The sequence below is a fragment of the Arthrobacter sp. Y3221159 genome, assembly GCF_059089885.1.
On record NZ_JBNHFC010000031.1, the window covers coordinates 1 to 17,278 of the forward strand.

The 17,278-nt window shown below is 59.5% G+C and carries 14 protein-coding genes; 2 read left to right on the forward strand and 12 right to left on the reverse strand.

Annotated elements, in window-relative coordinates:
- Window positions 1–560 precede the first annotated feature (560 nt).
- Window positions 561–2,042, forward strand: coding sequence for an APC family permease (locus AC5RT3_RS19840; protein ID WP_494053798.1), 1,482 nt, complete (start codon window positions 561–563; stop codon window positions 2,040–2,042).
- 177 nt (window positions 2,043–2,219) lie between these two features.
- Window positions 2,220–3,401 carry a cation:proton antiporter gene (locus AC5RT3_RS19845; RefSeq protein WP_494053797.1) on the forward strand — a complete coding sequence of 394 codons (1,182 nt, stop codon included), beginning with the start codon at window positions 2,220–2,222 and terminating at the stop codon, window positions 3,399–3,401.
- 76 nt (window positions 3,402–3,477) lie between these two features.
- Here the strand turns inward: AC5RT3_RS19845 and AC5RT3_RS19850 are convergent, their stop codons facing one another.
- The 12 genes from AC5RT3_RS19850 to AC5RT3_RS19905 all read right to left on the reverse strand — a co-directional run bounded on the left by AC5RT3_RS19850 (window position 3,478) and on the right by AC5RT3_RS19905 (window position 16,872).
- The gene (locus AC5RT3_RS19850; protein WP_494053796.1) at window positions 3,478–4,854 is read right to left on the reverse strand and encodes a catalase; all 1,377 of its coding nucleotides are present in this window, start codon (window positions 4,852–4,854) and stop codon (window positions 3,478–3,480) included.
- A 60-nt stretch (window positions 4,855–4,914) separates the two neighbouring features.
- Window positions 4,915–6,408, reverse strand: a complete 1,494-nt coding sequence (locus tag AC5RT3_RS19855; RefSeq protein WP_494125049.1) for a glyceraldehyde-3-phosphate dehydrogenase — start codon at window positions 6,406–6,408, stop codon at window positions 4,915–4,917.
- A gap of 115 nt (window positions 6,409–6,523) precedes the next feature.
- Complete coding sequence (locus AC5RT3_RS19860) at window positions 6,524–6,697, reverse strand: hypothetical protein (protein ID WP_494053794.1); 174 nt, start codon at window positions 6,695–6,697, stop codon at window positions 6,524–6,526.
- A 148-nt stretch (window positions 6,698–6,845) separates the two neighbouring features.
- Complete coding sequence (locus AC5RT3_RS19865) at window positions 6,846–7,514, reverse strand: DUF5134 domain-containing protein (RefSeq protein WP_494053793.1); 669 nt, start codon at window positions 7,512–7,514, stop codon at window positions 6,846–6,848.
- A 92-nt stretch (window positions 7,515–7,606) separates the two neighbouring features.
- Window positions 7,607–9,556: a primary-amine oxidase gene (locus tag AC5RT3_RS19870; protein ID WP_494053792.1), complete on the reverse strand. Its 1,950-nt coding sequence runs from the start codon at window positions 9,554–9,556 to the stop codon at window positions 7,607–7,609.
- A gap of 359 nt (window positions 9,557–9,915) precedes the next feature.
- Complete coding sequence (locus AC5RT3_RS19875; RefSeq protein WP_494053791.1) at window positions 9,916–10,914, reverse strand: heme-dependent oxidative N-demethylase family protein; 999 nt, start codon at window positions 10,912–10,914, stop codon at window positions 9,916–9,918.
- Window positions 10,911–11,891, reverse strand: a complete 981-nt coding sequence (locus tag AC5RT3_RS19880) for a PDR/VanB family oxidoreductase (RefSeq protein WP_494053790.1) — start codon at window positions 11,889–11,891, stop codon at window positions 10,911–10,913. The genes AC5RT3_RS19875 and AC5RT3_RS19880 overlap by 4 nt, the downstream gene beginning before the upstream one ends.
- Window positions 11,888–12,358 (reverse strand): dimethylamine monooxygenase subunit DmmA family protein, encoded by a 471-nt coding sequence (locus AC5RT3_RS19885; RefSeq protein ID WP_494125050.1) that lies wholly within the window; start codon window positions 12,356–12,358, stop codon window positions 11,888–11,890. The genes AC5RT3_RS19880 and AC5RT3_RS19885 overlap by 4 nt, the downstream gene beginning before the upstream one ends.
- Window positions 12,359–12,382: 24 nt before the next feature.
- Window positions 12,383–12,763, reverse strand: coding sequence for a cupin domain-containing protein (locus AC5RT3_RS19890; RefSeq protein WP_494053789.1), 381 nt, complete (start codon window positions 12,761–12,763; stop codon window positions 12,383–12,385).
- A 558-nt stretch (window positions 12,764–13,321) separates the two neighbouring features.
- The gene (locus AC5RT3_RS19895; protein ID WP_494053788.1) at window positions 13,322–14,800 is read right to left on the reverse strand and encodes an APC family permease; all 1,479 of its coding nucleotides are present in this window, start codon (window positions 14,798–14,800) and stop codon (window positions 13,322–13,324) included.
- A gap of 470 nt (window positions 14,801–15,270) precedes the next feature.
- Window positions 15,271–15,978, reverse strand: a complete 708-nt coding sequence (locus tag AC5RT3_RS19900; protein ID WP_494053787.1) for a cache domain-containing protein — start codon at window positions 15,976–15,978, stop codon at window positions 15,271–15,273.
- 162 nt (window positions 15,979–16,140) lie between these two features.
- Window positions 16,141–16,872: a FadR/GntR family transcriptional regulator gene (locus AC5RT3_RS19905; protein ID WP_494053786.1), complete on the reverse strand. Its 732-nt coding sequence runs from the start codon at window positions 16,870–16,872 to the stop codon at window positions 16,141–16,143.
- Window positions 16,873–17,278 lie beyond the last annotated feature (406 nt).

Consider the following 17,278-nt stretch of genomic DNA (forward strand, 5'->3'; position numbering starts at 1 on the left):
GGCAGGCGCCGTGGTGGTTGTAACAGTCACGATAGGACCCCTCTCAAACTATCCGGGCACCGGGACCTACGCCGCCCCGATGCATGCTCTCTGGTTGAAACCAACTATCCCCAACCAACCAACCACCCGAAACGCTGTTTTCTGACAGTTTTAACTACCCTTAAGAACGGGACCTCCGCACGGGCCCGCTCTTACCCATCAGGCAACCTGGCGCGGTCTTCGTCGCGAGTACCCGCTTAAGTACTCAAATAAGAAACTTCTAAAAAGGTCTGGACCAAATGATTTTGTGAGCGTAGTTTTGCTGTGGGATCAAGTAAGTGACTCCGATCACACCGGAAGCGCTCTGAAGCAGCTCGGCATCCCGCTCTTTGCGAGAGTAGGCCGAGGTTGTGACGATGCTTTCCAGGAGCTACCACCGACGTAGTGCGCTATAAGCCTTCCCGAACCCCCTTTGGTGCTTGGACGTTGGCATTCGCGGGGTCCCGCCTCCTGCTCACCGCCCGCCGCGGCGAGCGAGGCATTAAAGATCACAAGACGTTCAGTCCATCAAAGGAGATGTCGTGAGTGAAAATCGTTTGGATGAAGCCGACCACCTGAAACGGTCGATCAACTGGAAGCAGGGTATGGCCATTGCACTGGGCGTACCCTTGCTGATTCTGCCATCGTTGGGCTACCTCCCGATGTACGTATCTGCCGCAGCGATCCTTATTTGGGGGGTCTCGGTCCTTCAAGGTTTCATGCAGAACGCCGCCTACGCCGAAATGGCAACCGCCTTCCCGAAGGCCTCCGGCCTGCCGGGTTTTGCGCAGACTATATTCCGTACCGAGAACTACCGGGGAAAATACGACAAGGGCAAGCTGATCGGCGGCTTCACCGCCTGGAGCTACTGGTTTGGCTGGAACCCGATCCTGGCGATCTTCGCCATCCTGGTGGGCGGTTACCTGCATGGGCTGTTTCCCGCCTTGGGCGAGACCTTTACCGAGTATCAGCTCGCGTTGCTGGCAGGCGCGGTGATTTTTGGTGGGCTGTTCATCGTGAACTGGTTCGGGCTCAAGGACGGCGCCATCCTGGGTTACGTCCTGGCGGCTGTTTCTTTGATACCCCTCATTGTCCTGGCCGTAGCGCCTTTTGCCACCGGACATGTTGAGCTGGGTAACATCACCGGCAGTTGGTGGCCGACCGACTGGGCGTGGGACATGCACCATATCCTGATTCTCTTTGGCGTCTTCGGGATCGCACAGTGGAGTGCGTGTGCTTGGGAAACCGCAGCCATTTACGGTCCGGAATACAAGAACCCGTCCAAAGATGTTCCCAAAGCGCTGCTTGCCTGCGGCGTCATCTGCCTCGTCCTGTATGTACTGCTGCAAACTGCCGTAATCGGCGTGCTAGGTGTTGAGGGCGTACAGGCTGAGTCTGTATCGCCCCTGATTCCGGTCGCCCAAGCAGTGTTTGGCCAAGCCGGTTCCACCATCACCATCATCATGTTGATCGCCGCCATGGTCCTGATCATCCAAACGGCTTACCTGGGTTCTTCCCGGGCCATGCACTCAATGTCGCTCGAAGGAAACCTGCCCAAGGTCTTTGGCAAAACGAACCGTCAGGGCACACCCTTTGTTGCCATGCTTGTCATCGGAGCCTTCAACCTGCTGCTCATTTCCATGGGGAACGCCGCCGCGATTCTCGCAGCCTCGGCAATCGGTTACACCTGCGCCAACGGCATCAGCCTGTTCGCCTACGTCCGGGCCAAAAAGCACCCGGCATTTGCAAACCTCGAACGTCCCTTTAAAGCGCCCAAGGGTTGGAAAAACGTCGCCATGCTCTTTGGCCTGTTCAACGTCCCTTTGTGCCTGATCGGGGTGGTCTACCTGAACAGCCTGGAAATTGGCTGGACCTCAACCTGGGTCGGATTCCTCGTATTGTCGCTTTTTGTTCCCATCTGGTTGTATACCCAGCGCGAATCGCGCCGCTCGAACGATGCAGTAGTTGATACTTCATCTTCAGACGACGACGACTCTGAAAGGGTTCTTGATCCTGTTAGGTGATGCGATCCCCGGATCTGCTTCGAACCCTTCCTGAGCTGGACCTGGTATTCGGTCCCCGGCGCTGACGTCCACCGCGCCGGGGACCGAAGCCATCGAACCCGAACCTTTTCTGGCAGCTGTCAGTATCCAAAAAGGCCTAGATAGTGGGGCCGAGATCCTGCGACAGGAATAGAGGACATGGACCCGTTAGCCCTGGCCCTCATTGAACTGGGAGCCGTTGTGTTCTGCCTCGGCCTGTTGGCCCGCTTGGCGGGACGCATTGGAATGTCACCCATACCGCTATACCTCCTGGGCGGGCTGGCCTTCGGAACGGGCGGCATTGTCGAGCTCGATGGCATGCACGAATTCGCACACCTCTCTGCCGAGATCGGTGTCATTCTGCTGCTGCTTATGCTCGGGCTTGAATACACTGCGGCCGAGCTGATCACCGGGCTGAAGGGCTCATGGCAGGCCGGTGTCCTTGACCTCGTGCTGAATTTCCTGCCGGGGGCAGCGTTTGCCCTTTTCCTGGGCTGGGGACCCGTTGCTGCCATCGTAATGGGCGGCATCACCTACATCTCCTCATCGGGTATTGCAGCGAAAGTCATCACGGACCTTGGCAGGCTCGGCAACCCCGAAACCCGTGTGGTGATCTCAGTCCTGGTGTTTGAAGACCTGGCGATGGCTTTATATCTGCCCGTCCTCACCACCATTCTTGCCGGCCTAAGTTTCTTCGGCGGGCTCACAACCGTTGGTATAGCGCTGGTTGTGGTGAGCCTTGTCCTCATCGTTGCTCTCCGTCACGGACACCATGTCTCGAAAGCTGTCCATAGCGAAAACCCTGAGGTGTTTCTCCTGCACGTGCTCGGCGCAGCTCTGCTCGTTGCCGGAGCGGCATCAGCCATGCAGGTGTCCGCGGCGGTAGGGGCTTTCTTACTAGGTATCGCAATCTCCGGTGCGGCAGCGCGCAATGCCAAACGCATCCTTATGCCGCTGCGGGACCTATTCGCCGCAATCTTCTTCGTGGCATTCGGGCTGAACACTGATCCTCGGTCCATTCCGCCAGTGCTTGCCTTGGCGCTCGTGCTGGCCCTCGTCACCACAGCCAGCAAAATGGCCACCGGCATGTGGGCTGCGAAGCGTGCAGGGATTGCCGTACCTGGGCGTTTCCGCGCCGGAGCCGCGCTCATTGCCCGCGGGGAGTTCTCCATCGTCATAGCTGGCTTGGCAGTAGCGTCCGGATCAGTTGCCCAGGAACTGGCGGGCATGGCCACTGCCTATGTGCTGATCATGGCCGTGGTGGGACCGCTGGCCGCGCGCTACGTCGAGCCGCTGGTCAAAGCCATGCTGCCGCAAGAAAGCCTCGTTGCCAAAGTCTAGGAGTACAGGGACATATCCACCCGCCCAAGCCTTGGCATCGTGCCCGGAATGTTGATGAGAGGCTTACCCGGTTCTCCTAGCGGACAGCCGAATCGATAGCGCCTTGGTGGTGAATTCCGAGGTTGGCGCCGAGTTTGGCGCCGAGTTCGGCGTCAACGTTGGTCCAGTACTGGATGGCCCGTTCCTTGATGTCGAAGCGCTTGACGCCGCCCACGGCACCGGTGATGGTTTCGAGGAAGCGGGCCTTGGCGGCGTCGTCGTAAACCTCGCGGTACAAAGTGCCCGCCTGGACGAAGTCGCCGTCCTCGGCGTGCAGGCAGTGCGCCGCATGGGTCAGCTCGCCGTCGTTCTCCCAGCCGCCGGCCGGGCTATGCCGCTCAAGGGCAGCCTGTCCGGCGAAAGTGTTCGGGGCGTGGTCGGTGCCCACGCGGTAGCGGTGAGCGTCCGCGTAGGAGAAGATGCGGGCCTGCAGCATCTTGTCCGGGGAAGCGGCGATGCCCGGCACGAAGTTCGACGGCGCGAAGATGGCCTGCTCGATCTGCGCGAAGTAGTTCTCCGGGTTCCGGTTCAGCTCCATGGTGCCCACCTTGATCAGCGGGTAGTCGCCGTGCCGCCAGACCTTGGTCAGGTCGAACGGGTTGAAGCGATAGGTCTTCGCGTCCTCGTAGGGCATGACCTGGACATGCAGGTCCCAGGACGGGAAGTTGCCGGCTTCGATGTTCTCGGACAGGTCGCGGATGTAGAAGTCCGTGTCCAAGCCGGCCAGGGCCTCGGCCTGCTCGCTGGTCATGGAGTTCACGCCCTGGTTGGACTTGAAGTGGTACTTGACCCAGAACCGCTCGCCCGCGGCGTTGATCCACTGGTAGGTGTGAGAGCCGTAGCCCTGCATTTCACGCCAGGAAGCGGGCAGGCCGCGGTCACCCATCAGCCAGGTGACCTGGTGTGCGGACTCGGGAGACAGGGTCCAGAAGTCCCACACCATGTCGGCGTCGCGCAGATGGGTGCCCGGGAGGCGCTTCTGGGAGTGGATGAAGTCCGGGAACTTGATGCCGTCGCGAATGAAGAACACCGGGGTGTTGTTGCCGACGAGGTCGTAGTTGCCCTCGGAGGTGTAGAACTTCACGGCGAACCCGCGGGGATCACGGCAGGTGTCCGGGGAGCCGTTCTCGCCGGCCACGGAGGAGAAACGGACAACCATCTTGGTCTCAACACCGGGCTGCAGGAACGCGGCCTTGGTGTACTTCGAGACATCCTCGGTGGTCTTGAACGTGCCGAATGCACCGCCGCCCTTGGCGTGCGCGACGCGCTCCGGCACCCGCTCGCGGTTGAACTGGACGAGCTTTTCCACCGGGTAGCGGCCGGTCAGGGTGACGGCACCATTGGCACCGACGGATTTCGAAGGCGAAACAGAAGTAGCCGGCGCACCAGACTGGGTCGTCGAAACGGCAGTCATTATTCTCCTGATTTCTGGTTGGATGAACGGGACAGGCCGGAGTTTCGATGCGAACGGGTGTTAGGCCGAGTCCAGCGCGGCGAGCACCGACATGGCTTCTTTCACGACGTCCGTCGCTGGGAAGGAAGGCCGCTTGATTCCGGCCATCTCCTCCATCACGCGGACAACCTGGCAGCTGTAGCCGAACTCGTTGTCATACCAGACGTACACGACCAGGTTCTTGTCCGTGGACACCGTCGCGAGGCCGTCCACGATGCCGGCGCGGCGGGAACCGACGAAGTCGGTGGAGACCACCTCGGGTGAGTCGATGTAGTCAATTTGCATGCGCAGGTCCGAGTGCAGCGACATGCCACGCAGGTAACTGTTGACCTCGTCCTTGGTGGTTCCGTTCTCCAGGGTCAGGTTCAGGATGGCCAGCGAAACATCCGGTGTGGGGACGCGGATGGAGCTGCCGGTGAGCTTGCCGAGCAGCTCGGGCAGCGCCTTGGCCACCGCCTTGGCAGCACCGGTCTCGGTGATCACCATGTTCAGCGCAGCCGACCGGCCCCGCCGGTCGCCCTTGTGGAAGTTGTCGATCAGGTTCTGGTCGTTGGTGAAGGAGTGGACCGTTTCCACATGTCCTTGGATCACGCCGAACCTGTCATTGAGGGCCTTCAGGACCGGGGTGATGGCGTTGGTGGTGCAGGACGCCGCTGACACGATCTGGTCGGTGTCCTCGATGGTGCCGTGGTTGATGCCGTGGACGATGTTCTTCAGCTCGCCCTTGCCGGGTGCGGTCAGCAGGACCCGTGCAACACCCTTGCTCTTCAGGTGCTGCGACAGGCCTTCAGCGTCACGCCAACGCCCGGTGTTATCGACCAGCAGCGCGTCCTTGATGCCGTATGCGGTGTAATCAATGGTGGCAGGGTCGTTCGAGTAGATCATTTGGATCCGGACGCCGTTGGCGGTGATGGTCTCGGCTTCCTCGTCGACGCGGATCGTGCCCTGGAAGGAGCCGTGGACCGAGTCACGGCGCAACAGGCTGGCCCGTTTCAGCAGGTCGTTGTCGGACCCGCGGCGGACCACGATTGCGCGCAGGCGGAGGCCGTGGCCGCCACCGGCCTTTTCGATCAGGAGGCGGGCCAGGAGCCGGCCGATCCGGCCGAAGCCGTACAGGACGACGTCGGTGCTGATGCGGTCGTCAGCGCCGCGCTTGCCGACGATCTCGGCAAGCTCGGTGCGGAGGAATTCTTCCAGCGTTGCGCCGTCGCCCTCTTCCTTGAACTTCTGGTTCAGGCGGGCGATGTCGATCGCGGCCGCGCCCAGCTCCAGCTCCGCCAAGCAGTTAAGCAGCGGGGCTGTTTCCTCCAGGAGCAACTCCTCCTTAGTGACACGGCGGGCGAAGCGGTGCGCCTTGAGGATGTTCACAGGCGACTCATTGGTCAGGCTCCGGCCATGAATGCTGGTCACCACGTCGCTTTCGCGGTACAGGCGGCCGATCACCGGAATCATGGCCTCGGCGAGGGCCTCCCGGCCCATCCACGTGTAAAGAGAAGAATCTGAAGTTTGTCGCATGGTGCTGCCTTTCCAAAGGGGTCGGTCTGTCGCCCGATGGGAACCTGACCGGAGATGTAAAGATGCCCTCTGAACCCTTCGTCTTGGTTAAAGAGCCGCCACAGTCTTGCCAGGGTTATGTGAGGTTGGACTGCCGCAGCCACAACTGCTGCAGTTTAGATACAGCTGCTAACTGATCTTCGCTGAGGCCTACACCCGCATCGGTGATCCTGCGTAGAACAAGAAGGACGTTTCCGTTGATGGTTTCGTCGGATTTTGCTTGCGCAGGTTCCGTGATTGCCGCAGTCACTTCGCGCCTCCTGGGATGGGCTTGGCATCCATCGTCCCGCCATTAGCGGGTGGGAGAAATCCCAATTTGGAACTGTTTAAACTATCTCTTTGGGTGGGTAGTTCACGTCTTATACCAATCAGGGAGGGCATGACGTTGCTTGTTGTAGTTATGCCGTCATGGTGGCGAACATCAGAGCCATAACCATGGCGCCCAACGCTTCGAGAGCGTGCTCGGAACGGTTGAAGAAGCGGGAGGATGCCTTGTGGAGGGGGCTCTTGATCGCCCCGCCTCGCACGAGCATGACGAGGAAAACTGCCGCTGCGGCTCCAAAGCAGACTGTCAGCAGCATCGCCAGCGTGGGCGTCGGATCGGTTGCAGCTGTGACTGCCGCGCTGTGGTTGGCGGCTGCCATACCGTGATGGGCATGAGACACGGGTGTTGCGGCTGCCGAAGCGGATGTGCTTCCGGGCGAGGACCCGGGAGTCATCATCGCGATCATAAGGGCCGCACCCGCCATGGAGAGGCCGTGATAGACACATTTGACGCGGCCTTGGCCGCTCGCGCAGAGTGTCATGAATTCCGGCCGGGCGACTGCCTGAATGACAAACCACAGTGCGGCGCCGCTGAGCACTGCGATCTGAGCCAGCATTGTAGACGGCACGAGATTCCACAACATTGCAGCCATGAGGACGTTCATCAGGGCATGGAGGGCTTTGTTGATCTGGTCCGTACGCTGGCGGGACTTTGCCGCCTGCAGGAAGTAGTAGCATCCACTCAGCAGTAGGACTGCCGTAAGGGTCCAGGTAATTGCCGGAATGTAGAACACGCCTATCATCACGCTTTCCGTACTGGGTTCGGGTAGAGGAAAGGCGGTCCCCGGTGCTGCTGTCACAGCACGGGGACCGCCTTTTTAGTGTTGACCGTGGGTTACGAGTGGGATGAGTGCCCTTCTCCTGCACTGCAGTGGCCGCTGGTGGCTTCGATCTTGCTGGGGAGGTTCAAGGTGGGGTTCTGGTCGAAGAAACCGTGGGGTTCGAGCATGAACCCGATGTTCTGGCGGGGCATGATGGGCCAGTCTTCGAGCCGGACCACGTGGTGCATGCCGAAGGTGTACCAAACCACAAGGTCCTGATCGACGATGTTCCGGTCCTTTTCGGTCCAGATGTGCAGGCCGTCGTCGGCGCCGGTGGCCTGGTTGGGGAACTCGCCGGCGGCGAAGCGTTCGGTCCGGTCGTAGGCGGTGACCCACAGGTTGTTACGGGCAAACTGCGCACGCTTGCTCACGTAGGATTCGTCACCGGCGGCAAGCTGGATGCCGTTGGTGGGGATCAAGCGGTAGGCCACCGGTTCGTCCACGAGGTTCTTGCTGTCGTGGTTGGCGATCTTCCAGAAGCGGTGCTTGGAGGAGTCGGTCTTCCGGATGGCCTTCTGCTCGGTTTCCAGGAGCCTGTCCACTGCCTTGAACGCGGTGTGGGTCGGGTTGTCCTCGGGAATTTCCATGTCCACTTCGTAGACGGCGTTCTTCGGGCCGTCCACTTCGAAGTCCATGCGGACGTTGAACATGTGCTGGTGGATCGGGGCGTAGAGCCCGTCGTTGTTCAGGGTCTGCCCGTACGGGCTCTTCTCGCCCGGCTTCTGGCCGGCGGTGGAGAGGATACCGGTGGCCTTGACCAGGAACTCGATGCTGCCATCGAGGAAGAGGTGCCAGTAGAAGGCGTACTCGTAGTTGGCAACAGTGGCAATGAAGGAGATCACGAGCTTGCGGCTGCGCCGGGTTTCGGTGGTGCCTTCACGGAAATCGAAGTGCTTCCACAGGATGCTGTCGTCTTCCTCATGCATGCAGATCGCGTTTTCGATCGTCAGCGGGTTGCCGAGGCTGTCGGTGGTGATGCCGTCGAAGTACTTGATCTCGCCGGTGCAGTCGCAGCCCAGGGTGAGGGAGTTCGCCATGTTGCCGATGTTGTATTCACCGGAGTCGAAGGCGTTCTTCTTGGCCTGGACGGGGGCGGTGTCGCCGTAGGGAACAACCATTTCCGACAGTGAGGCGCGGTTGATGACGGGACGCTCGACGCCCTTGTTCCGGAACTTCAGCTGGTGCAGGACCAAGCCTTCGCGGGGCGTGAATCCGACCCGGAAGGACCAGTCGGCCCACTGGACGTGGTTTCCGGTGACGGTGAAGGACGCGCCTTCGGGCTGGGTAATGGAGATGGGCTTGAGGTCGGTGCGGGCCGGGCCGACGTACTTGGGCAGGTAGTTGCCGCTGGCGCTCGGGACCGGGATGGCCTGGTCGTCCTGGAGCTGTACAACCTCGCCGGAGTTCAGGTCCACGATGACGATGAAGTTCTCGATCGGGTGTGCGTAGGGGCTGTCATCGGCCTCATCGCGGACGAAGACCAGGGCACGCATCAGGCGGCGGCCTTCGTTGTCTTCGCCGAAGTAGCCGACGGACCATGGTTCGAAGCAGACCAGGTCCATGTTGGTGATGCCGCGCTTAGCGAGGGCAGCCTGGACCTCGGGGTTCTTCCGGCACGCCTCTTCACCCTCTGCGAACTCGTCGAGCATAAAGGGCGGGTGAACGTTGGCGGCAAGCTGTGTCCACTTCGAGACGATGCCCGAATCAAGATCCACGATCGCTTCGTAGGCGCGTCCCTCGGCGCGGTTGACCAGGACAGCGTCTGCTTCGCGGACCGTCGCGGCGCCGGTCCGAAGCAGTTCCTTGTCCGGCTCGCGCAGCTCAACGCTGATGAAGCGGAACGACTCAGCCGCGGCCGGGCCATCCTTCAGGATGGCAGATGCCCGGGAGATCTCCTCACGGGACAATGGATCGAGCGGATGCGAAACCTTGACGACGGCGTCAGTTTCGGTGTTGAGAGTCATGGTTTTCTCCTTGATTCTTGGTTCAGGACGAGGATGTCTGCGGTTTGGAGCCAGAGTGCTCGGTGACATGGCCGGAATTTGGCAGTTCTTTGGCGACCGCCCATGTGTTGGAGACCTGGGGGAAGCGGCGTGTTGTTGCAGAGGACCTGGGACCTCCCAGGTGTTGCAGCCGCATCCCCTCAATTTCGGAAGGGCAGCAAAGCTCTTCACTGAACTCTGCTGCGGGTGATGCGGATCACTTTTCCCTTGCAGCTAGGCTACGCGAACTAAAACATCTAGTCCAGCCTTTTTTATGTTTATTTTTTCGGGTTCTGCGTCTATCTATTGATGCCGTTGTTCACGGCAATCAGCAGGCTAATTTAGCCGGCCAGCAGCCAGTCCGAGGCAGCTTTGCGGTAGCGGATAATGCCTTTGTATTCGGCCATGTCGTCTGGAAGTTCGGCCAGGACATGGCCGAGCTTTTCCCGCCAGGCAGGTACCTTGGCGATGTCAGACAGGGGCAGGAGGTAGCTGCGAATCAGGAACAGCAGCACTCCGCTGTGGGGGAGTCTTATCAGGTGCTGAACTTCGACGCGGAGGTGGAGTTTATCGGGCATGGCAGGATCAGTGGCGATGGTTGCGCGGTCAGGACCCCACTCCGGATACGTTTCGGTGGAGGTATCCAAACGTTGTCCGACGGTCATGGTCCAGTTCGTGCGCCGGAACTGTTCGCCAGGTTGCAGGGCCAGAAGGAATTTCTCGGCGCGGCTGACGATATTTTCTTCCTTGACCCGTGGGACAGGGCCGTGGATTTCGAGGAAGCTCATGCCGACGTCAAAGTTGAAGGACCAGTCAGCGGCAAACGTGACCAGGCCAGCGTCGAGCCACATGGTGTTGTCGCGGACGTCAAGCAACACGATGTCGTCCTGGATCTGTGTGCCCAGGAACCTCAGCGGGCCTCCGGGCAAGGAGTCATCTTCGCCGACCGTGAATTCCACGTCGAGGTTTTGGAGGCTGTTGTGCCAGCGGCAGTGGTTACCTTCGCGATGGAAGGACATGAGATCCGGGTAATCCGCAGCCATGGCGGGCAGCAGGGTGGCCAGGGTGTCCCACGCGGCTGAGCGCATGTGAGGCAGCACCTTCATGCGCGAGGGGTCACGGGTGAGGATCTGCTCGCGTTGAGCGATTTCCTCGTGGTAGTTCTCATCGATATCTATCAGCCCGGTGCCCCAGGACCCTGCTTCTGTTGTGACGTTCTTGTGCGCTGGTTCCACGTTGGCGCTGTAGCGGTACTGGTTGGCGGCAAAAGGAAATGGAAAGCGCCGGATCCTTTCCGGCAGTACAGCGGCGTCAGGATTTTGCTCGGTAGTGATACTCACAGGTCCAACTCCAATTCTGGGTCGTTGCTACGCGAAACGCAGCACATCATTGTGGTGTTCGCAGCCTTTTCCTTGTCGGACAGGTAAAGGTCCCGGTGCTGGGGAGTTCCTTTGAGAACCGGCAGAACGCATTCTCCGCAGATACCTTTACGGCACATGTTCGGAATGCGCTTGCCCGCCTTTTCTAGGGTCTCCAGGAGCGAAACGCCTGCCGGGACTTCCAAGCGAACGCCGCTGCGGGCCAGGTTCACTGTGAAGGGTTGTCCCGCGTCCAGCTCGGCCGAGCCAAAGGCCTCGGAATGCAACCGGGCAGATGACCAGCCCAGTTCACGAGCCTGGTCCAGGACTGAGTCCATGAAAGCAAGCGGCCCACAGACGTAAAGGTGGGTTCCCAGGCTCTGGGTTGTCAGTGCGTTGCTGAGGACATGCTGGAATGTCTTGCGGTCGGCGCATTCAGTCAGGGCCTCCCCCAGTAATTCCCTCGCTTCCTCCACATGGGCTCCGGCACCTGGACGGTAGACGTAGATCAGGGATGACGTCGTGCCGCGATCGGCCGCCGCCTGCGCGTGCGAAAGAATAGGGGTGATGCCAATTCCCGCAGCAATCAGGAGATTGTGTGTGGCTGTGGACACGGGCGCGAAAGCACTTCGGGGACGCGAAACGAATAGCCGGTCCCCCACCTCGAGTCGGTGCATGGCTACAGAACCGCCGGCTCCGTCCTCCACTCGGAGTACCGAGATCGTGTATTCGGTTGGGGCGTTGCCGGAACCCGTGAGGGAATAAGCGTTTACGCCCTCATCGCCGTACTGAACCACGAGGTGGCTGCCGGGGACATAGGAAGGAAGGATCCGTCCGGAGGGGTCCGCGAGAGTGATGCTGACAATCGAGTTGGTCTGGGGAACGACCTTCTTCACCTCCAGCTGGAGACCTCCCTCCACGGCCGGATGGGTACTGATCGGGAGTGCCGTGATGGTCATGCTGCCTCCTCGGCATGGGCTGAATACCCGAGGTACGCGCCAAGCCGGCGCGAGAAGTGGTCAGTGATTGCCAAGCTGGTGGTGCATGCCCCGCACTGCACCTCCGAGCCGGCTTTTCGGGTGGTGGTAGTTGTAGCGCGGCAATGCGGACAGTAAATAACCCGGGGACCCACCTGGTGAGCCAAAAGGGTTACCTCCGCTTCCAGCAGTCCACACTGCGCTGCGGCGGCTGCAGCAGCACGGGTGTCTGCGGGCGGACCGGCGACGACCAGGCGCACACCGACGTATGAGTGTGCAAGTGCTGAGCGCAGCTCGGAAAGGGTTTCGGTTGTTGCAGATTCAAAATGAAGGTCGTACCGGGGCCGGCCACCGGTGTCGTATCCCGCGGTGTCATCTGATGCCCCAAACGAGACACAGATGACACCGCGGAAACCCGGTTCCAGGCCGATACCAGCTGTCGGCGGCATGGGCACGGAACGCACGATCAGTCCTTACGGGGCGAACGAACGGTGGCCGGTGAAGAAGCCCAGACCATATTCAGGGGTCTCAAACTTCACGGTGGTGCCCTTCGGGAAGAACAGCACATCGCGCTCCTTGGCGTGCGTTACCTCACCGGTGGACTGATCGGTCAGGATGAACTCACCCTGGATGACAACCTTCATCTCGTCGTACGTGTACGTGTACACCAAAGGCTCCGAAGCCGTCAGCTCGAAAAAGCCAGCGCTCATGACCGAACCCTCGGGGTTGTGGAGCGAATCACCGATCGCAGCTACGGTCCCGGGCTCGTTCATCGACGGCAAGCCAATGTAGCCACCTTCCACCTTGTGGATGGAGCCAGCCTTGCTGAGTGTTCCTGTGAGTTGGATTTCCATGGTTTCTCCTATGAATACCGTTGGGAATTGTTCTCTGTCGCATACGGGACAGGTTTACGAAAGAGTTGAAATGCCCTTTGTTGACGTGGGGGAAAGGGATCGTCGCAAACCCGGCGGCTTCCCCTTTTTTGCTTGAGGATCCAAACCGGGTTCCACGCTGAACTCTTTTGCTTGTGTGATGCGAGTCACTGCGTGCGTCCCACTAGTAAAGCTACGCCTAGCTAATACATCTAGTCCAGACTCTTTTCGAAAAAAGTTTAATAAGACGCTTCATTTGCGTTCTTCGCGGCCTTGGCCGGCGCCCGGCCAAGGCAAGCCGCCACGGGGATCAAAGACAGGAAGGCAGGCCGGATTGACCGGCCTGCCTTCCGTCCCTCTCGATGCCTATCAATTGTGCGAGTCAGCCCCCGGCATCAGCTCCTGCATCGGAGGGCCGTTGCTTCAACCGACGGCAGTATTAGCCCAACCGCGGACTCCAGGGCGAGCCGCAGTTTCAGGAGACATGTGATCGTGCCTGCGAATGTGTTTCTGGGTCCGTGCAGGAGCGGTCCTAAACCCTCAGGATGGAAGCATGTCCAGATCTTCCGCACCGCGTTCAGAGGCGGGTGCATAGGGTAACGAGCTGATAGGCGGCTTAGATCGACGCTGGGTGTACAACCAGATGGGTATGTACGATGCCAGCACGATGAAGCCAACCCACGTCGGCGTCCATCCGATCTCCAGGCTGTTAAGGTAGACCACACCGATAAGGCACAGGGGCAGATTGAACAGGCCGAAAAGCACTGCTACGTTCTTCCACCCTTTGGGAGCTTTGAAAGGCCGTTCCAAGGTGGCAAAGGCGGGGTGCTTTTTGGCCCGTACGTAGGCGAACAAGCTGATGCCATTTGCGCAGGTGTATCCGATGGCGGATGCGGCAACGATCGCTGCCGGGCTGCCCATCAGGATGAGGACCAAGTTGAAGGCAGCGATAATCAGCATGGCGACAAATGGCGTGCCGTGGCGGTTGGTTCTGCCCAGGGATTTGGGGAGGTTGCCTTCCGTTGCCATGGAATGCATGGCACGGGAAGACCCGAGGTAGGCGGTTTGTATGATGAGCACCATCGCCGCAATCAACATGATGATGGTGATCATGGAGCCAGCCTGGCCGAAGACAGCCTGTGCCACCGGAATCAGGGGCGAAACAGGTTGGTCGAGGACGCCTTCGACGCCGAGCACACCGATGACTGCGGCCTGCACCAGTACGAAGGAGAAGAAGCATATGGTGCCGCAGGCGAAAAGTGCTCTTGAGACATCCTTCGCTGGATTTTTGTATTCAGGACCGTAGATCGCTGCAGTTTCCCAGGCGCAGGCGCTCCATTGTGCGATGGCAAAAATGCCCAGGAGGATGAGGATGTGGTGCATATCCCAAGCCCAGTCCTGCGGAAGCCAGCTGCCCGTGATGTTGACCAAGTCGACATGCCCGGTAGCAAAGGGGGCAACAGTCAGGACGATCAGGGGGATGAGGGAGAAAGCCCCCAAAATGTATCCCAGAGTGGCGCCGTCCTTGAGGCCAAACCAGTTCACCACGAACAATCCGGTAAAGACCACCAGCCCTGTTATCAAGGCGAGCTGGTTCTCGGTAAATATCTCTCCCAGCGCAGGGAAAAGCCCATGAAGATAGCTGCCCACCAGGATGGAAAAGATTGCGAGTACCGGCGTCCAAGCGAACCAGTAGCTCCATGCGCTGAAGCCGCCAAGCAGCTTGCTCTTGTCGTACTTGCCCCGGTAGTTCTCGGTGCGGAACACATGCTGCGCGAAACCGGGAAGGCCCGAGGCCTTGGGAAACGCCGTGGCCATCTCCGCGTAGGCGGCATTCTGGAAGAACCCTTGAACGACCGACAGCCCCCAGATAAGGATCGCCGCCGCTGACAAGTACATAGGAAGGTAGCCCAATGAGGGCAGAATCAGCAGTGGTACACCTAGCGCAATGGCCAGGCCCTGCTTCCAGTCAATCGACCTTTCCAGGTGATCGGCTCCATCCAAACGATTTTCACTCATAAGAATCTCCTTTGACCAACTTAGAGTCGTTTGATTGATGATTTTTTGACTACATGTGCTCTTGACCGTCTGACGGGAGGCAGCGGATGGACGCCGCTTTTACAGTTCGGACCTAGGTCCGGTGAGGCCATGCCCGGCAGTTGCATCGGGCCCAACTGGCGCCGGCCTCCCGGGATTCAGTACAGCACTGTACGTATCGGCGGTTGTCGCGCGAGGGGGCCCGGCGGAAGACAGGGGACGGGAGTGGGGTTCCCGTCGACTGTGAACGAAAGTAAGCGTCATGTGCCGCCAGGGAAGGCAACAATCAGCCCTGCCATTGTGGTGCCGGGCTCGACCTGCCCAAGGTGTTCTGTGAGACACATCACTATCGAGGTTACAGGCAAATAGATGCAGTCCAACAGGTTAAACGACAACTAGTTGTTTTGCCGGTCAGCTCTTGAATACGCTCCAGCCTACGGCTATCATGCGGGCTAAGAAACGTAGACCAGTGAAAGCCCTAAGTGGGGAACGTTCAGGGGCACTCGATGCTCGCCGTGGGCTCCGTGTTTGATCCGCTCACCCACGAGGTACATTCCCGAGTTGCCGAGAATGACGCGATTACTGGAATTGATGAGGGCGGCATCAGCCGGGATCGCCCGCAAAGTGGGCATGATGAGTGGCTCCAGGTCTTTGATCCGTATGTCGCACCCGGCGACACCTATGAACTTTCCATGAATGGAGACCGGTGCCGTGAACGTCAGAATGTATTCCTCGAAGCCCAGATAGTCTATATACGGCCCCCAGACCGTCTGCTCACCCGTGGAAGCGGCGATGGAGAAAAACGGCAGCTTTTCATAGTCGTAGTACCGGTTACTGCCAGGGGTCCGGTCGGCATCCAGTCTTTCCATGGAGCCGTCGTTCTTCCGGAACCACCACTCCAAAGCCCGGCCGCCCTCCTCAGCAAAGTCGCCAGCGAAGAAGGTTCCTGCTCCGACGGCAAAAGAGTTTTTCCCCAGGAATTCACGTGCGAGGTCATCCAGTCCGACCAGTGCAGCTTTGCTGACCTTGGACCTGCCGGCGAGGTTCTCTTCAAGCAGCGAGGCAACCTTTACGGAAAGTTCTCCGATCTCGGTGGAGACGCCGCCAATCCAGGCAGTGAGGGCGTCGGCAGCAGGTACGACGTCATTGTCGGTAATCATTGTGCATCCTGAATTGATTCCACGTCCCCACACGGGTGTTGCGGTTAGATGAGGTTATTCGACCTGATTGGCTCAAGTGTCGAGTCCAATCCTTCCCGGATGAATCCTGGCTCCTGCCAAGACCAATCCAAGTCTTTAGGGATGAGCGTAACGGGTCAAATGCTACAACGAGGAGGCTTTCGCATTCTCCGTGGACGCGGCGTAACTAAGGGTAAGTTTCGTGTCGATCAGATGGAAGATATTTCGCTTGATGTGTGCAAGAACCAACCTCTGAGCCCTCTCAGGTTGATCTTGGGCTATTGCACGGACCAGCTCCAGATGCTCAGCAGCTGCCGCCTCGGGGTCAAGCGATGCGGCGAGGGGTGTCCACAGTTGTTGGACCGTTTCTTGCTGCAGCCGGATTTCGGCATTGGCAAGTCTGGGGGACTGCGCGGATACAGCCAATTCGATGTGAAAACGGCTGTCAGCAGGTGCACGCACTTCTGGCGTCGTTGCCAGAACCAGCGCGCGGCCGAGTTCCTGCAGACGGTCGAAGTCGTGAGCTTCCGCGCGCTCACAGGCCAGACGTACCGTCGCTGCGGCTATAGCGGAGTGTTCGTCTCCGATGTCACGTATTTCTGAAATTGATGTCGAGAGAAACCACTCGCGAATGGTGTCGGTCTGGGTAGGAGGCTGGCTGACGATGAACGTTCCGCCGCTCCGGCCGCGGCGCGTCTCAACAACGCCCTGTTCCCTCAGTTCAGACAGCGCTTCCCGAAGGGTCGCGCCTCCCACACCGAACATTTCCGAGAGCGACGCTTCGGAGGGCAAGCGCTCACCGACCTTAAGAAGCCCTAGGCCGATGGCCTTGGAGATTCTTTCGACAATCGCATCGGCCCTCTCAATTTCCGGCAAGGACCGGTAGATCTGTGACTGGAATGAGGATGGCGAGGCCAAAAGTCTGCGCTCCGGAATGGGTTACGTTTCGCTTCAATACTAACCAGTCATATCAGCACATTCAGAGCTTTTCCCTCTTATCAGAATCTTTCACCTCCCCGCCACCCGCTGCCCGGACGGAAGCGATGGCCGTGCATTGCCAAGCAGCAGCATGCACGGCGCCGATTGGAAGCTGAGGTGTCCGCTTACCCGCCCTGTTCTTAAGGGTAGTTAAAACTGTCAGAAAACAGCGTTTCGGGTGGTTGGTTGGTTGGGGATAGTTGGTTCCAACCAGAGAGCATGCATCGGGGCGGCGTAGGTCCCGGTGCCCGGATAGTTTGAGAGGGGTCCTATCGTGACTGTTACAACCACCACGGCGCCTGCC